Origin of the sequence: Franconibacter sp. IITDAS19, assembly GCF_023079515.1 — a bacterium.
GTDB classification, from domain to species: Bacteria; Pseudomonadota; Gammaproteobacteria; order Enterobacterales; family Enterobacteriaceae; genus Franconibacter; species Franconibacter pulveris.
This window is the reverse complement of record NZ_JALJCP010000008.1, coordinates 18,054-31,555: the sequence shown is the minus strand read 5'-3', so window position 1 is coordinate 31,555 and position 13,502 is coordinate 18,054. Positions and strand designations below refer to the sequence as shown.

At 59.3% G+C, this 13,502-nt stretch carries 11 protein-coding genes; all 11 read left to right on the top strand.

Going from position 1 to position 13,502, the window contains the following annotated elements; genetic code table 11:
* Positions 1-9: 9 nt before the first annotated feature.
* The 11 genes from motA (at position 10) to tap (ending at position 13,499) form a co-directional block, all read left to right on the top strand.
* Positions 10-897, top strand: coding sequence for a flagellar motor stator protein MotA (gene motA / locus MT962_RS17280; protein WP_024559020.1), 888 nt, complete (start codon positions 10-12; stop codon positions 895-897).
* Positions 894-1,823, top strand: a complete 930-nt coding sequence (gene motB, locus MT962_RS17275) for a flagellar motor protein MotB (RefSeq protein ID WP_024559021.1) — start codon at positions 894-896, stop codon at positions 1,821-1,823. The genes motA and motB overlap by 4 nt, the downstream gene beginning before the upstream one ends.
* Before the next feature lie 10 nt (positions 1,824-1,833).
* Complete coding sequence (gene cheA / locus MT962_RS17270) at positions 1,834-3,852, top strand: chemotaxis protein CheA (RefSeq protein ID WP_048888050.1); 2,019 nt, start codon at positions 1,834-1,836, stop codon at positions 3,850-3,852.
* Positions 3,853-3,878: 26 nt separating this feature from the next.
* Positions 3,879-4,382: a chemotaxis protein CheW gene (cheW, locus tag MT962_RS17265; RefSeq protein ID WP_024559023.1), complete on the top strand. Its 504-nt coding sequence runs from the start codon at positions 3,879-3,881 to the stop codon at positions 4,380-4,382.
* A 415-nt stretch (positions 4,383-4,797) separates the two neighbouring features.
* On the top strand, positions 4,798-5,364 hold the full coding sequence (locus MT962_RS17260; protein ID WP_024561099.1) for a spore coat protein U domain-containing protein: 567 nt from the start codon (positions 4,798-4,800) through the stop codon (positions 5,362-5,364).
* A 63-nt stretch (positions 5,365-5,427) separates the two neighbouring features.
* Positions 5,428-5,934, top strand: a complete 507-nt coding sequence (locus tag MT962_RS17255; protein WP_048888049.1) for a spore coat U domain-containing protein — start codon at positions 5,428-5,430, stop codon at positions 5,932-5,934.
* 16 nt (positions 5,935-5,950) lie between these two features.
* Positions 5,951-6,709, top strand: coding sequence for a molecular chaperone (locus MT962_RS17250; RefSeq protein WP_048888048.1), 759 nt, complete (start codon positions 5,951-5,953; stop codon positions 6,707-6,709).
* Positions 6,710-6,774: 65 nt separating this feature from the next.
* Positions 6,775-9,096 (top strand): fimbria/pilus outer membrane usher protein, encoded by a 2,322-nt coding sequence (locus tag MT962_RS17245; RefSeq protein ID WP_247366251.1) that lies wholly within the window; start codon positions 6,775-6,777, stop codon positions 9,094-9,096.
* Positions 9,093-10,055 carry a spore coat U domain-containing protein gene (locus MT962_RS17240; RefSeq protein ID WP_048888046.1) on the top strand — a complete coding sequence of 321 codons (963 nt, stop codon included), beginning with the start codon at positions 9,093-9,095 and terminating at the stop codon, positions 10,053-10,055. Before MT962_RS17245 ends, MT962_RS17240 begins: the two co-directional genes overlap by 4 nt.
* Before the next feature lie 111 nt (positions 10,056-10,166).
* Complete coding sequence (gene tar, locus MT962_RS17235; protein ID WP_268237282.1) at positions 10,167-11,855, top strand: methyl-accepting chemotaxis protein II; 1,689 nt, start codon at positions 10,167-10,169, stop codon at positions 11,853-11,855.
* A gap of 39 nt (positions 11,856-11,894) precedes the next feature.
* Positions 11,895-13,499: a methyl-accepting chemotaxis protein IV gene (tap, locus tag MT962_RS17230; RefSeq protein WP_247366122.1), complete on the top strand. Its 1,605-nt coding sequence runs from the start codon at positions 11,895-11,897 to the stop codon at positions 13,497-13,499.
* Positions 13,500-13,502: the final 3 nt, after the last annotated feature.

Here is a 13,502-nt window from a genome sequence, read left to right as displayed (position 1 = left end):
GATGATGTCGTGCTGATTTTATTAGGTTACCTGGTCATTCTGGGGACCGTGTTCGGTGGTTATATGATGACCGGCGGTCACCTGGGGGCACTCTATCAACCCTCTGAGTTTATTATTATCGGTGGGGCTGGCATCGGTGCCTTTATCGTCGGCAACAACGGGAAAGCCATCAAGGGTACGCTGAAGGCGCTGCCGCTGCTTTTCCGCCGTTCGAAATACACCAAAAGCCTGTATATGGATCTGATGGCGCTGCTTTATCGCCTGATGACCAAGTCTCGCCAACAGGGCATGTTTTCGCTTGAGCGCGATATAGAAAACCCGAAAGAGAGCGAAATTTTCGCCAGCTATCCGCGCATTCTGGCGGATGCGATGATGCTCGATTTCATCACCGATTATCTGCGCCTCATCATCAGCGGCAACATGAATGCCTTCGAGATTGAAGCGCTGATGGACGAAGAGATAGAAACCCACGAGAGCGAAAGCGAAGTGCCGGCCAACAGTCTGGGGCTGATGGGCGACTCGTTGCCTGCTTTCGGCATCGTGGCCGCGGTAATGGGGGTTGTGCATGCGCTCGCGTCGGCGGATCGCCCGGCGGCAGAACTCGGCGCGCTGATTGCGCACGCGATGGTGGGGACCTTCCTTGGCATCCTGCTCGCCTACGGGTTTGTTTCGCCGCTCGCCACCGTGCTGCGTCAGAAAAGCGCCGAAACCACCAAGATGATGCAGTGCGTAAAAGTCACGCTGCTTTCAAGCCTTAACGGCTACGCGCCGCCTATTGCCGTCGAGTTTGGCCGTAAAACGCTCTATTCCAGCGAACGTCCTTCGTTTACTGAACTGGATGAGCATGTACGCGCGGCCAAAGGGGCTAACCAACAGAAAGCGACGGAAGATGCATGAAAAACCAGAATCACCCCATCATTGTCGTAAAAAAACGCAAGCATAAAGGGCACGGGGGCGGCTCGCACGGCTCCTGGAAAATCGCTTATGCCGATTTTATGACCGCGATGATGGCGTTTTTCCTGGTTATGTGGCTCATCTCCATTTCCAGCCCTAAAGAATTGACGCAAATAGCCGAATACTTTCGCACGCCGCTTTCCGCTGCGATCACGGGCGGGCACCGCATCGCCGACAGTGAAAGCCCGATTCCGGGCGGCGGGGATGATTACACCCAACAGCAGGGTGAAGTGAAAAAGCAGCCGAATATCGACGAGCTGAAAAAAAGGATGGAGCAGAACCGGTTGAAAAAGCTGCGCGGCGACCTCGATCAGCTGATCGAAGCGGATCCGAAACTGCGCGCGCTGCGCCCGCACCTGAAGATCGATCTGGTGCAGGAGGGGCTGCGTATTCAGATAATCGACAGCCAGAACCGGCCGATGTTTAAAACCGGCAGCGCTGAAGTAGAGCCTTACATGCGCGACATTTTGCGCGCTATCGCTCCGGTGCTGAACGGCATTCCGAATAAGCTCAGCCTGTCGGGCCATACGGATGATTTTCCCTATGCGGGCGGCGAGCGCGGCTACAGCAACTGGGAGCTCTCCGCCGACCGCGCCAACGCCTCGCGTCGCGAGCTGATGGCAGGCGGGCTGGACGAAGGCAAAATGCTGCGCGTCGTAGGGATGGCCGCCACCATGCGGTTGGCGAATCGCGGCCCGGACGAAGCGCTGAATCGTCGAATCAGTATTTTAGTGCTCAACAAGCAGGCGGAAGACGCCATCGTGCATGAAAACGCCGAAAGCGAGAACGAGCCTCTGAGCGTGTTACAACAACCGGGCGCCGTGCCCCCGGCCTCCAACCCAACACCGTCGCAACCGGTTATGAGGTGATAGCGTGAGTATGGATATCAGCGATTTTTATCAAACATTTTTCGACGAAGCCGACGAGCTTCTGGCGGATATGGAGCAGCATCTGCTCGATCTGTCGCCTGAAGCGCCGGATTCTGAGCAGCTCAACGCCATTTTCCGTGCAGCGCACTCCATTAAAGGCGGCGCAGGCACTTTCGGCTTCACCATTTTGCAGGAAACCACGCACCTGATGGAAAACCTGCTGGATGAAGCTCGCCGCGGTGAAATGCAACTCAACACCGACATTATCAACCTGTTTTTGGAAACCAAAGATATTATGCAGGAACAGCTCGACGCTTATAAAAGCTCACAGGAGCCGGATGCTGCCAGCTTTGAATACATCTGTCAGGCGCTGCGTCAACTGGCGCTGGAAGCGAAAGGCGAAGCGCCGACTGCGCCTGCGGCCAGCGCGCATTTAACCGTGGTGGAGACGCCGGAGCCTGCGCCTGTTGCACAAGATGGCGGCAGCCTGCGTATTCAGCTCAGTAAGCTGAAGGCGAGCGAGCCCGATCTGCTGCTGGAAGAGCTGAGCAACCTCGGCGCCGTAAGCCAGGTGGAGAAGGGCGTCGATACGCTCACCGCGACGCTTGAAACCAGCGCCAGCGCGGATGACATCACCGCCGTGCTCTGCTTCGTCATTGAGCTGGACCAGATAGCCTTCCTGGCGCCGCAGGCGCCGGGCGCTGCGCCGCAAGCGGCCGCGCAGCCGGAACCTGAAGCCGCCCCCGCGCCGGTGGCCGAGCCTGCCGCTGCTGCACCCGTCGCGGCCGTTAAAGCGCCAGCGCCTGCCCGCGCGGAACGTGAAAAACCGGCCCGTGAGAAAGAGTCAACGAGCATTCGCGTTGCGGTAGAAAAAGTCGACCAGTTGATTAACCTGGTGGGCGAACTGGTTATTACCCAGTCGATGCTGCAACAGCGTTCTAACGAGCTCGATCCGGTTACGCACGGCGACCTCATCACCAGCATGAGCCAGCTGCAGCGCAACGCGCGCGACCTTCAGGAATCGGTCATGTCCATCCGTATGATGCCGATGGAATATGTCTTCAGCCGCTTCCCGCGTCTGGTGCGGGATCTGGCCGGCAAGCTCAACAAGCAGGTTGAACTGACGCTGATGGGCAGCTCCACCGAGCTTGATAAGAGCCTGATTGAACGCATTATCGACCCGTTAACGCACCTTGTTCGCAACAGCCTTGACCACGGCATTGAATCGCCGGAAAAACGCGTGGCGGCAGGTAAAGCCCCGGTCGGCAACCTGATCCTCTCTGCGGAACATCAGGGCGGCAACATTTGCATCGAAGTGACCGACGACGGCGCCGGGCTTAACCGCGAGCGCATTCTGGCTAAGGCGATGTCCCAGGGCATGGCGGTCAGCGAAAGCATGACCGATGACGAAGTGGGCATGCTTATCTTCGCACCGGGCTTCTCTACCGCCGAGCAGGTCACGGACGTTTCAGGCCGCGGCGTCGGCATGGACGTCGTGAAGCGTAACATCCAGGAGATGGGCGGCCACGTTGAGATCCAGTCGAAGCAGGGGCAGGGCACCACCATTCGCATTCTGCTGCCGCTGACGCTCGCCATCCTTGACGGCATGTCCGTTAAGGTGAATGACGAGGTGTTTATTCTGCCGCTCAACGCGGTCATGGAATCGCTGCAGCCGCGCGAAGAAGATCTGCATCCGCTGGCTGGCGGCGAACGCGTGCTTGAAGTGCGCGGCGAATATCTGCCGCTGGTCGAGCTGTGGAAGGTCTTCGACGTGCAGGGCGCGAAAACCGAAGCGACTCAGGGCATCGTCGTGATTCTGCAAAGCGCGGGCCGCCGCTACGCGCTGCTGGTTGACCAGCTTATCGGCCAGCATCAGGTGGTCGTGAAAAACCTTGAAAGTAACTATCGCAAAGTGCCGGGCATTTCGGCCGCCACCATTCTGGGCGATGGTAGCGTGGCGCTGATCGTTGATGTTTCAGCGCTGCAAAGTATTAACCGTGAACAGCGTATGGCGCAGACTGCCGCGTGATCCCACAAGCGTAAAAAGGTATACAAATGACCGGTATGAGTAATGTAACTAAACTGGCCGGCGAGCCGTCAGGTCAGGAATTTCTGGTATTTACCCTCGGCGACGAGGAGTACGGTATCGACATTCTGAAGGTGCAGGAGATCCGCGGTTACGATCAGGTAACCCGTATCGCCAACACCCCCTCCTTTATCAAAGGGGTGACCAACCTGCGCGGCGTGATTGTGCCTATCGTTGACCTGCGCGTGAAGTTCAACCAGCAGGATGTGGAATACAACGACAACACCGTGGTTATCGTGCTGAATTTCGGCCAGCGCGTGGTGGGCATCGTGGTGGACGGCGTCTCCGACGTGCTGTCGCTGACCGCGGAGCAAATCCGCCCGGCGCCGGAATTCGCCGTGACGCTTTCAACGGAATATCTGACCGGCCTCGGCGCGATTGGCGAACGTATGCTCATCCTTGTGCATATCGAAAAATTGCTCAACAGCGAAGAGATGGAACTGGTAGATATCGCGGCTTCGCGCGTCGCGTAACCGCCATGGCTGAGGGGCGCGTTAGCGCCCCTTTTCTTTGCCCGCTGCCCGCCGGAGTAATTACTTTCCGCCACTGTGTAGTTCTCCTAACATACTCCGTTAGCACTGCTGACCAATCTGTCAATTTTTAGTCCGAGTTTTTCGCCTCAATTATGTGACTAAAATCACGCAATAATGAATATATCCATTTCATTTTACATTCAGAAATGAATTTATATTATTTAAGCTCTTGTTTTTAATGAAATAAATACGTCAATCCGTCGTCCGTATGAATGCGCTGTTAGTATTTGGTTAAATTCAGATACATAAACTAAATTTCAGTTTACAGGCTCCGGCGCTCCGGTTCCGGTGCTTAACAGGCTGATCAAATTAGAAAACAGGATGCTTCGCGACAGCGCAGTCAGAGGAAAACACGATGAAAAAAAATCTTTTTGTTGTGATCTGCGGAGGTGGGTTACTGCTCGCTTCTTCCGTGAGCCATGCGGTAACCAGCAGCGGTACTATCGGCGCCACCTTAACGTTGACCAACGGCTGCCTGATCAACGGCTCGCCCAGCCAGAACGGCATTAACTTCGGTACGCTGGACTTCGGCACCCACCCGGCAACCTTCGACACCCTGACCACGCAGTTAGCCGGCGCGGCGGGCGGCAACAGCTTCGCTATTCAGTGCACCACGGCGGATTACACCGTGCAGGTCACCGGCAGCACGAACCAGGCGCCAGGCACGGTGATCGGCACGCCAGGCACGCCGGGCCGCTATCTTGTCAATACCACTAACGCGACGCAGGGCGTGGCCTACAGCCTCTACAGCGACGCCGCCTTCAACAACGTTATCGCCAACAACGCGCCGATTCCCCGCGCCTCCACTACGGGGGGCGTCGATAACTATACCCTCTATGGCCGTATCCAGGGCGGCGGCAACAGCGTCACCGTGGTGCCGGGCACTTATACCGACACTATCAACGTGAGCGTTATTTACTAATTACCGCTGCGCTTGTTTACGACACACAACAGGGCAGTCCGCCGGGCTGTCCAGGGGAAAGCTGTGCGAAAAAGCGGCGGTTTTGTCCTGGCGTTAGCCTTCGTCAGCCTGACCTCGCGGGCGGTGACGACGCAGTCGTTTCAGGTTAATGCCACCATCACGCCGGGCTGCTCGGTGACGAGCGGCAGCGGCGGCGTTTACGGCACGCTGGATTTTGGGACGCGAAGCGGTGTGGACCGGTCCCGCGTCACTACAAGCTTTGTGCCGAACAGCGGTCTGACGCTCGCCTGCACCCCCGGCGTGGCGCTCAGTATGAGCATTGACGGTGGGCAAAATTACTCCACGGTGCGCAACATGGCGCGCAGCGGCGGAACGGAAAGGGTGCCTTACCGTCTCTACAGCGCCAGCTCATTATCGGCAGCGAGCGAAATCGGCGTAAACCAGGCGGTGACGGTGACTTACAGCAACAGCAACAACATTACGCTGCCCATTTTCGGCGCAGCGCAGCTGACTGGCTTCAGCCCCGCAGGGAGCTACAGCGATCGGCTCACGGTGACGTTGTCATGGTGACTCAGGGAGAAGTGACATGATTACAGGCGCAACGCGCTTCCACTCTTGCGGTTTACTCATCGCCCTTTGGCTCTTTGCCAGCACAAGCCATGCGGCAAGCAATATCCTTATCTGGCCTATCGACCCTTATTTGCCTGCTGGCGAAAAAGCGGCGGAGCTATGGGTGCAAAATCAGGGCGACACGCCGACCACCATGCAGGTGCGTATCGTGCGCTGGCGTCAGGAGGGGGGCTTCGAGCGCTATGAGGCGCAGCAGGATGTGGTCGCCAGCCCGCCCATCGTGACCATCGGCGGCGGTAAAAAACAGCTTATCCGTTTAATCAGCCAGGCGCAGATCCCCATGGGGGTTGAGCAGGCGTACCGGGTGGTGGTTGATGAAATTCCCCAGCCGCAGGACAACAGCAAACCGCAGCTTGGCATCAAGCTGCAAATGCGCTACTCCATCCCGCTGTTTGTGTATGGACAGGGCATTGAAACCCAGCGCTCCGGCGCGCATCACGCCTTCGTTAACCCGACCAAGCTGAGCTGGCGGATGACCCGCGATAACGGCCAGCCGGCCATTGAAATTACAAATAACGATGAGATTCACGCGCGCATCAGCAAAGTGTCGGTGCGCCAGGGGGGGCGGCAGCGCGAGCTTGCCGACGGGCTGTGGGGGTATGTGCTGCCGCACAGCTCCCGGCTTTTCCCGTTGCCTGCGGGCATTACCGCGCCCAGCGAAATCTCCGCTTCCCTTAACGCCCGCGACTCGCGATGGCTCGCCTCTTCGCGTTAAGCCGGTATCAGGCGATGAAAGTCGTGTCGGTGGTTGGTCTGCTTAGCGTCGCGACAGATCGCGCCATGGCGCAACCGGGCGACGATGCGCTGCCGCCGCCGCCGGATGCCCGCGCTATCAACGATCGGGCGATTTTTCACCTGTCGCTGGTGTTGAACCATTACGATACCGGCATGGTGGTGCCGGTCACGCGCCGGGCAGGGGAGTTCTGGGTCTCGAGCGCTGACCTGCAACGCGCGGGGCTGCCGGGCGACCGGTTGCCGCAGGGCGACGTCAATCTCTCTACGCTAAATCTGGTGCGTACGGAGTATGACAGCACCAGCCAGCGGTTGATGTTGACGGTGCCGAAAGAGTGGGTGCCGGAGCGGCGGATTGCGCTTGGCGACGGCGCGGCGCGCCTGCGCGCGCGCAACGGGCGCGGCGGGCTGCTTAATTACGATTTCTATGCTAACCACACCGAGCACAGCGGCAGCCAGGCCTCGCTGTGGCACGAGCTGCGGTTGTTCAACGATTACGGCGCCTTTTCCACCACCGGCACAAACCGCGAGGTGCTCGATGGCTATCCGGGGCAAAGCGAAGGCTACCGTCGCTACGACTCGACCTTCACCGGCACGCTGGATGACGATGCGCTGAGCTGGTCGGTAGGGGACGTGGTGAGCGACAGCTTAAGCTGGACCAGCAGCGTGCGCCTCGGCGGTGTCTCCTTTGGCCGCGATTTCTCGCTGCGCCCGGATCTCATTACCTATCCGCTGCCCGCCTTCTCCGGCGAGGCGGCGGTGCCCACCACGGTTGATGTTTTTATCAACGGCTACCGCTCCGGCTCCACACAGCTGGAGCCCGGCCCTTTCACCCTCACCAACCTGCCTTATATCAACGGCTCCGGCGACGCGGTGCTGGTGACCACCGACGCCCTGGGCCGCCAGGTCACCACCACCATGCCGTTTTATGTGGCGAGCGACCTGCTGAAAGCGGGGCTTAGCGACGGGGCCGTCACGGCGGGGGCTATCCGGCGCAACTATGGCATCAAAAACCTTGACTATGGTCCGGCGGCGGCGAGCGGCTCTTACCGCTACGGGGTCAATGATTTCTGGACGGTGGAGGCGCACGGTGAAGGTGCGGAATCGCTGGGGCTTGGCGGCGTTGGGTCGCTGGTGAAGCTTGGCCACTTCGGGGTGGTGAACGGCGCGGTGGCCTACAGCCGGATGCGCGGCGAGCAGGGCCAGCAGTGGACGCTGGGTTATCAGTACAACACCGATTTTATGTCATTCACGACGCAACACACGCGCCGTGAGCGCGGCTTCGGCAACCTGGCGCTTTACGATCAGCAGGTGATGTATGACAGCGACCGCCAGCCGATAGTCAGCCTCAGTCGCAACGTCGCCCAGTACTCGCTCTCTTTTAATATGGGTCGTTTTGGCAACCTCGGCGCGGCCTGGCTGGATGTTGACAGTTTTAACAGCGACAGCACCCGGCTGCTGAACCTTTCCTGGAGTAAAAATCTCTGGGGCAGCAGCAGTTTTTATGTGGCGGCGAGCCATGACCCGGATGCCGACGACTGGTCGGTCGCGCTCTCGCTGCAAATCCCCTTCGGCCTGCAGGAAAGCGTGGCGTTCAGCGCCGAGCGCCAGCCCGATGGCAGCGCGAGCGAGCGCGTGAACTATAACCATGCGATGCCGAGCGAGGGCGGCTTTAGCTGGAACCTCGCTTACGCGCATCAGACCCAGGAGAACGATTATCAGCAGGCGACGCTCGGCTGGCGCAACAACCATGTCGAGTTGCAGGGCGGCATTTACGGCGAGCGCGACGGCTACACTCACTGGGGCGAGGCTACCGGCTCGCTGGTGCTGATGAATGGCGCGCTCTTTGCCGCCAACCAGATTAATGACGCCTTTGCGGTGGTAAGCACCGGCGGCCAGGCGGATGTGACCGTGAACTATGAAAACCAGCCGGTGGGCAAAACCGATAAAGAGGGTTACCTGTTAATCTCCGGCGTGACTTCCTATTATCCGGCCAACTACAGCATCGACACCCTTAACCTGCCTGCGGATACCCGCATCCGTGAAACCGAGCGCCGCCTGTCGCTGCGCCGGCGCAGCGGTTATCTGATTACTTTCCCGATGGAGCAGGAGCGGGTAGCGAACGTTATCCTGCATGACGAAAACGGCCAGCCGCTGCCCGTCTCAAGCCAGGTCTTCCGCGCTGGTCAGCCGCCCGCCATTGTGGGTTACGACGGCATCGCCTGGCTTGAAAACGTCGGCGAGGTAAACCATCTAACCGTCTCCACGCCGCAAGGTAAGCGCTGTACCGCTACGCTGACCCTTGCCGCCGCGCGCAGCCATCGGCTGGAAACGTTCGGCCCGCTTATTTGCCAGGGCGAACAGCCATGACGCGCCTGCTGCTCTGCCTGTTGCTGATGATAGTCAGCGCGCCCGCGCTCGCCGCCTGCCGGGTGAGCCTGGGCAACGCTTCGCTCGGCACCCAAACCTCGTTCGTTATTAACAGCACAGTGCAGACCACCAGCACCAACCTGGTGGTGGAGTGCGATACGGTGCTGAACCTGCTCAACACCACCGACTTCGTCAACGCCACTTTTACCACCGCCAGCGCCAGCGCCAGCAATCGCGCCACGCTGCGGCGCACCGACACGACAACATCAACAGACAGCCTGCCGATTCAGCTTTGCGCTCAGAGCGGGTGTCCGGCTAACAGCGAGATTGCGCTAAGCGGTTCGTACCGCTGGAGCGGCAGCACGCTGCTGGGGTTGTTGACCAGCTCACGCTATACGCTTCCGCTCTACATCCGCACGGTGGCGGGACAAAACCTCAGCGCCGGGACCTATCAGGCGACCTTAACGCTCTCTATAAATTACAGCGTCTGCGCCGTCGGGGCGGCGGTCTGCCTGTCGGCGCAGACCGGCACCGTGTCGCTGCCGCTTATCGTCACGCTCACGGTAACCAATGACTGCACGACCATCAGCGCGCCGAACGTCAATTTTGGCAGCGCGCCGCTACCGGGCAACTTCGCCCCGGTTTCGCAGAGCATCGCTATCACCTGCACCAAAGGCAGCGTCTATACCGTCGGCATTAATAACGGCAGTTACGCCAACGGCAATGTGCGCAACATGGCAAGCGGCGCGAATCGCCTGAGCTACGAGATCTATAAAGGCAGCACCACGAATCGCTGGGGGGTGAGCGGCGCAGAGCGCTGGGCAAGCGCCAGCTCATCGCAGGTCAGCACCGACGGCCTGCTGCGCACGTATAACTACACCGCCCGGGTGCTTTCAGGGCAGAGCGCGCTGCCCGCAGGCAGCTATAGCGACACGCTGGTGGTCGATATCGCCTTTTAGTGAGCCTGTTCACGCTTTCACGTTAACGCAAATTCCTTCCGCTGAACGATAAAGTTCCCGTCTCCTTTGCCGATAACCTCAACAGTTAGTCAGATGTCTGGGGGATGTTGAGTGAATCGTATTCGCGTAGTCACAATGCTGATGCTGGTGGTAGGCGTTTTCATCCTGCTGCAGCTTATTTCCGGCAGCTTCTTTTTCTCTTCGCTAAAAGAGAACCAGCAAAGCTTTAGCGCTTCACACCAGTTGCGCCTGCAACAGGCGGAGCTTAACCATACCTGGGACATGCTGTTGCAGACGCGCATCAACCTCAGCCGTTCCGCGGCGCGAATGATGATGGATCCCAGCAACCAGCAAAGCAGCGCCAAAACCGATCTGCTTAACAGCGCGAAAAAGACGCTGGCGCAGGCGCAGGCTCACTACGCGACATTCAAAGCGGCGCCGGTTGACCAGCCCGATATTCAGGTTCTCAGCGGACAGCTTGATGCGGCTTATCAGGATTACGCGCAGGCGCTTGGCGAATTAGTGCAGTACCTGGAGAGCGGCAATTTAGAACCTTACTTCGCCCAACCGACGCAGGGCAAACAGAACGCGCTGCAAAAAGCGATGGATGATTACGCTGCGCTTAACGTGCGCATCGCGCAGGATGCCTGGCAGCAGAGCGCGCATGACTACCGCTTCGCCCAATGGCAGACCGGCGTGCTGGCGCTGGTGCTGGTGGCGGTGAGCGCCCTGGTCTGGTACGGCCTGCGCCACGTGCTGCTCAACCCGCTTGCCGTCATCATCGGTTCTATTCGTGAAATCGCCGCAGGCAACCTGACCGCCCGTATCAACGTCAGCGGACGCAACGAGATGAGCGAGCTCGCGCAGAGCGTGCAGCACATGCAGCAGGAGCTTATCGACACCGTGACCAGCGTGCGTTCAGGGACCGATGCGATTTACACCGGCACCCGTGAGATTGCCGCCGGCAATAACGATCTCTCTTCACGCACGGAAGAGCAGGCGGCCTCGCTGGAGGAGACCGCCGCCAGCATGGAGCAGTTAACCGCCACGGTGAAACAGAATGCCGACAACGCCCGTCAGGCCTCCCAACTGGCGCGCACCGCCTCGGAAACGGCCCAGCGCGGCGGCAAAGTGGTGGATGGCGTGGTCAACACCATGCACGACATCGCCGCCAGTTCAAAGAAGATTGCCGACATTATCGGTGTTATCGACGGCATCGCTTTCCAGACCAACATCCTTGCGCTTAACGCCGCTGTGGAAGCAGCACGGGCAGGGGAGCAGGGCCGCGGCTTCGCCGTGGTGGCGGGCGAAGTGCGCAATCTGGCGAGCCGCAGCGCCCAGGCGGCGAAAGAAATCAAAGCGCTGATTGAAGATTCCGTCACGCGCGTGGATACCGGCTCGGTGCTGGTGGAAAGCGCGGGTGAAACCATGCAGGACATCGTCAGCGCCGTAACCCGGGTGACCGACATTATGGGCGAGATCGCCTCGGCGTCCGATGAGCAGAGCCGCGGTATCGACCAGGTCGCGCTGGCCGTCTCCGAGATGGACCGCGTAACCCAGCAGAACGCCTCGCTGGTGGAGCAATCCGCCGCCGCCGCCGCGCAGCTTGAGGAGCAGGCGAGCCGGTTATCTCAGGCGGTCGCCGCGTTCCGCCTGCGCGAGGGCGAAACGTCTGCCTCTATGCAAAAGCCGAATTTGAGCAGCACATTGAGCACGACCCTGGCGCCGGCCTCCAGCCCGGCTTCGATCCCACGTGAAACGGCCGCGGTTGGCCATAACGATAACTGGGAAACTTTTTGACCACTCAAGCCGGCAGCGATGCCGGGTAAGGGAGCGTTGATGTTTAACCGTATTCGTATTTCGACCACGTTGTTTTTGCTCTTGATTCTCTGCGGTGTTTTGCAGATTGGCAGTAACGGTTTGTCCTTTCTCGCTTTTCGGGCCGACTACGGCAATCTGAAAAGGGTCGAGGTAAGTAACCAACAACGCGACACGTTGACGCAAACCCGCGCAGCGTTGTTACAAGCGAGTACGGCATTAAACCGTGCCGGTACGCTCACCGCCCTGAGCTACCCGCCGGAAGATATCAAAGCCCTGATGACAGGCGCGCAGGAGAGCCTCAAGCAGGCGGATTCCCTGTTTAAACAGTTCGTCGCTATTGAGCCGGCGAGCGAGGAGGTGGCGCAACTGCTCGCCTCGACGAAGAAAAGTTTTGCGGTCTACCGCGAAGACCTGGAGCATCAGGCGACCTGGCTTGCAAGCAACCAGCTTTCCGATTTCCTCACCGCGCCGGTGCAGAAATCGCAGGATGGGTTTGACGCCAGTTTTAACGCCTGGCAGCAGCACATTAACCAGTTTGTCAGCAGCGCCAGCGAAGAGAGCAAAGGCTGGTATCACCTCTCAGGGCTGATTTTCGGCGTGGTGAGCGTCGTGGCGGTGCTGCTGGTTCTGGGGTCGCTGTGGTGGTCGCGCCGCATGCTGGTCATGCCGCTTGCGATTATACGCAGCCATTTTGACAGTATTGCCGCAGGCCATCTGGCGCGTCCGATTCTGGTTTTCGGACGTAACGAGATATCGGAGATTTTCGCAAGCCTTAAGGCGATGCAAAACGCCTTGCGGGAAACGGTAAGTGAAGTGCGCAACGGCAGCCTTGCGATGCACACCGGCATCAGCGAGATTGCCGCCGGCAATAACGATCTCTCTTCGCGTACCGAACAGCAGGCGGCATCGCTCGCGCAGACCGCGGCCAGCATGGAAGAGTTGACCGCGACGGTAAGCCAGAACGCTGAAAACGCCCGTCAGGCTTCGCTGCTGGCGAAAAGCGCCGCCGAAACCGCAAAGCGGGGCGGCGAACAGGCCTCGAATGTAGCGCAAACGATGCATGAGATAGAAACGAGTTCGCAAAAAATCGGCGACATCATCAGCGTTATCGACGGTATCGCTTTCCAGACCAACATCCTTGCGCTTAACGCCGCCGTGGAAGCGGCTCGCGCAGGGGAGCAGGGACGGGGTTTTGCTGTGGTGGCAGGCGAAGTGCGTAACCTGGCAAGCCGCAGCGCCGAGGCGGCGAAAGAGATCAAAGCGTTGATTGAGGAGTCGGTATCCCGGGTGCAGCAAGGGTCGTCGCTGGTGGATAACTCGGCGCAAACCATGGCGGAGATTGTCCGCTCGGTAACCCAGGTGAATGACATTATGGGCGAAATCGCCTCCGCTTCGGATGAGCAACACCGGGGCATTGAGCAGGTCGCTCAGGCGGTAAGCCAGATGGATCAGGTCACGCAGCAGAACGCCGCGCTGGTAGAGGAGGCGGCTGCCGCGGCTGAAACGCTGGCAAGCCAGGCCGATCGTCTGACGGCGGTTGTGTCGGTATTTAATCTTGAAGAGAAACATGTTGTTGAGCGAGACGACGCCGTTGCGCTCAACGCCGTAGCCGTATCCCCCTGACTG

Coding starts and splice junctions, on each gene's coding strand:
- MT962_RS17240 (WP_048888046.1), top strand. CDS start 9,093: ATGACGCGCCTGCTGCTCTGCCTGTTGCTGATGATAGTCAGCGCGCCC.
- cheA (WP_048888050.1), top strand. CDS start 1,834: ATGGATATCAGCGATTTTTATCAAACATTTTTCGACGAAGCCGACGAG.
- cheW (WP_024559023.1), top strand. CDS start 3,879: ATGACCGGTATGAGTAATGTAACTAAACTGGCCGGCGAGCCGTCAGGT.
- tap (WP_247366122.1), top strand. CDS start 11,895: ATGTTTAACCGTATTCGTATTTCGACCACGTTGTTTTTGCTCTTGATT.
- MT962_RS17260 (WP_024561099.1), top strand. CDS start 4,798: ATGAAAAAAAATCTTTTTGTTGTGATCTGCGGAGGTGGGTTACTGCTC.
- MT962_RS17250 (WP_048888048.1), top strand. CDS start 5,951: ATGATTACAGGCGCAACGCGCTTCCACTCTTGCGGTTTACTCATCGCC.
- MT962_RS17245 (WP_247366251.1), top strand. CDS start 6,775: ATGGCGCAACCGGGCGACGATGCGCTGCCGCCGCCGCCGGATGCCCGC.
- motB (WP_024559021.1), top strand. CDS start 894: ATGAAAAACCAGAATCACCCCATCATTGTCGTAAAAAAACGCAAGCAT.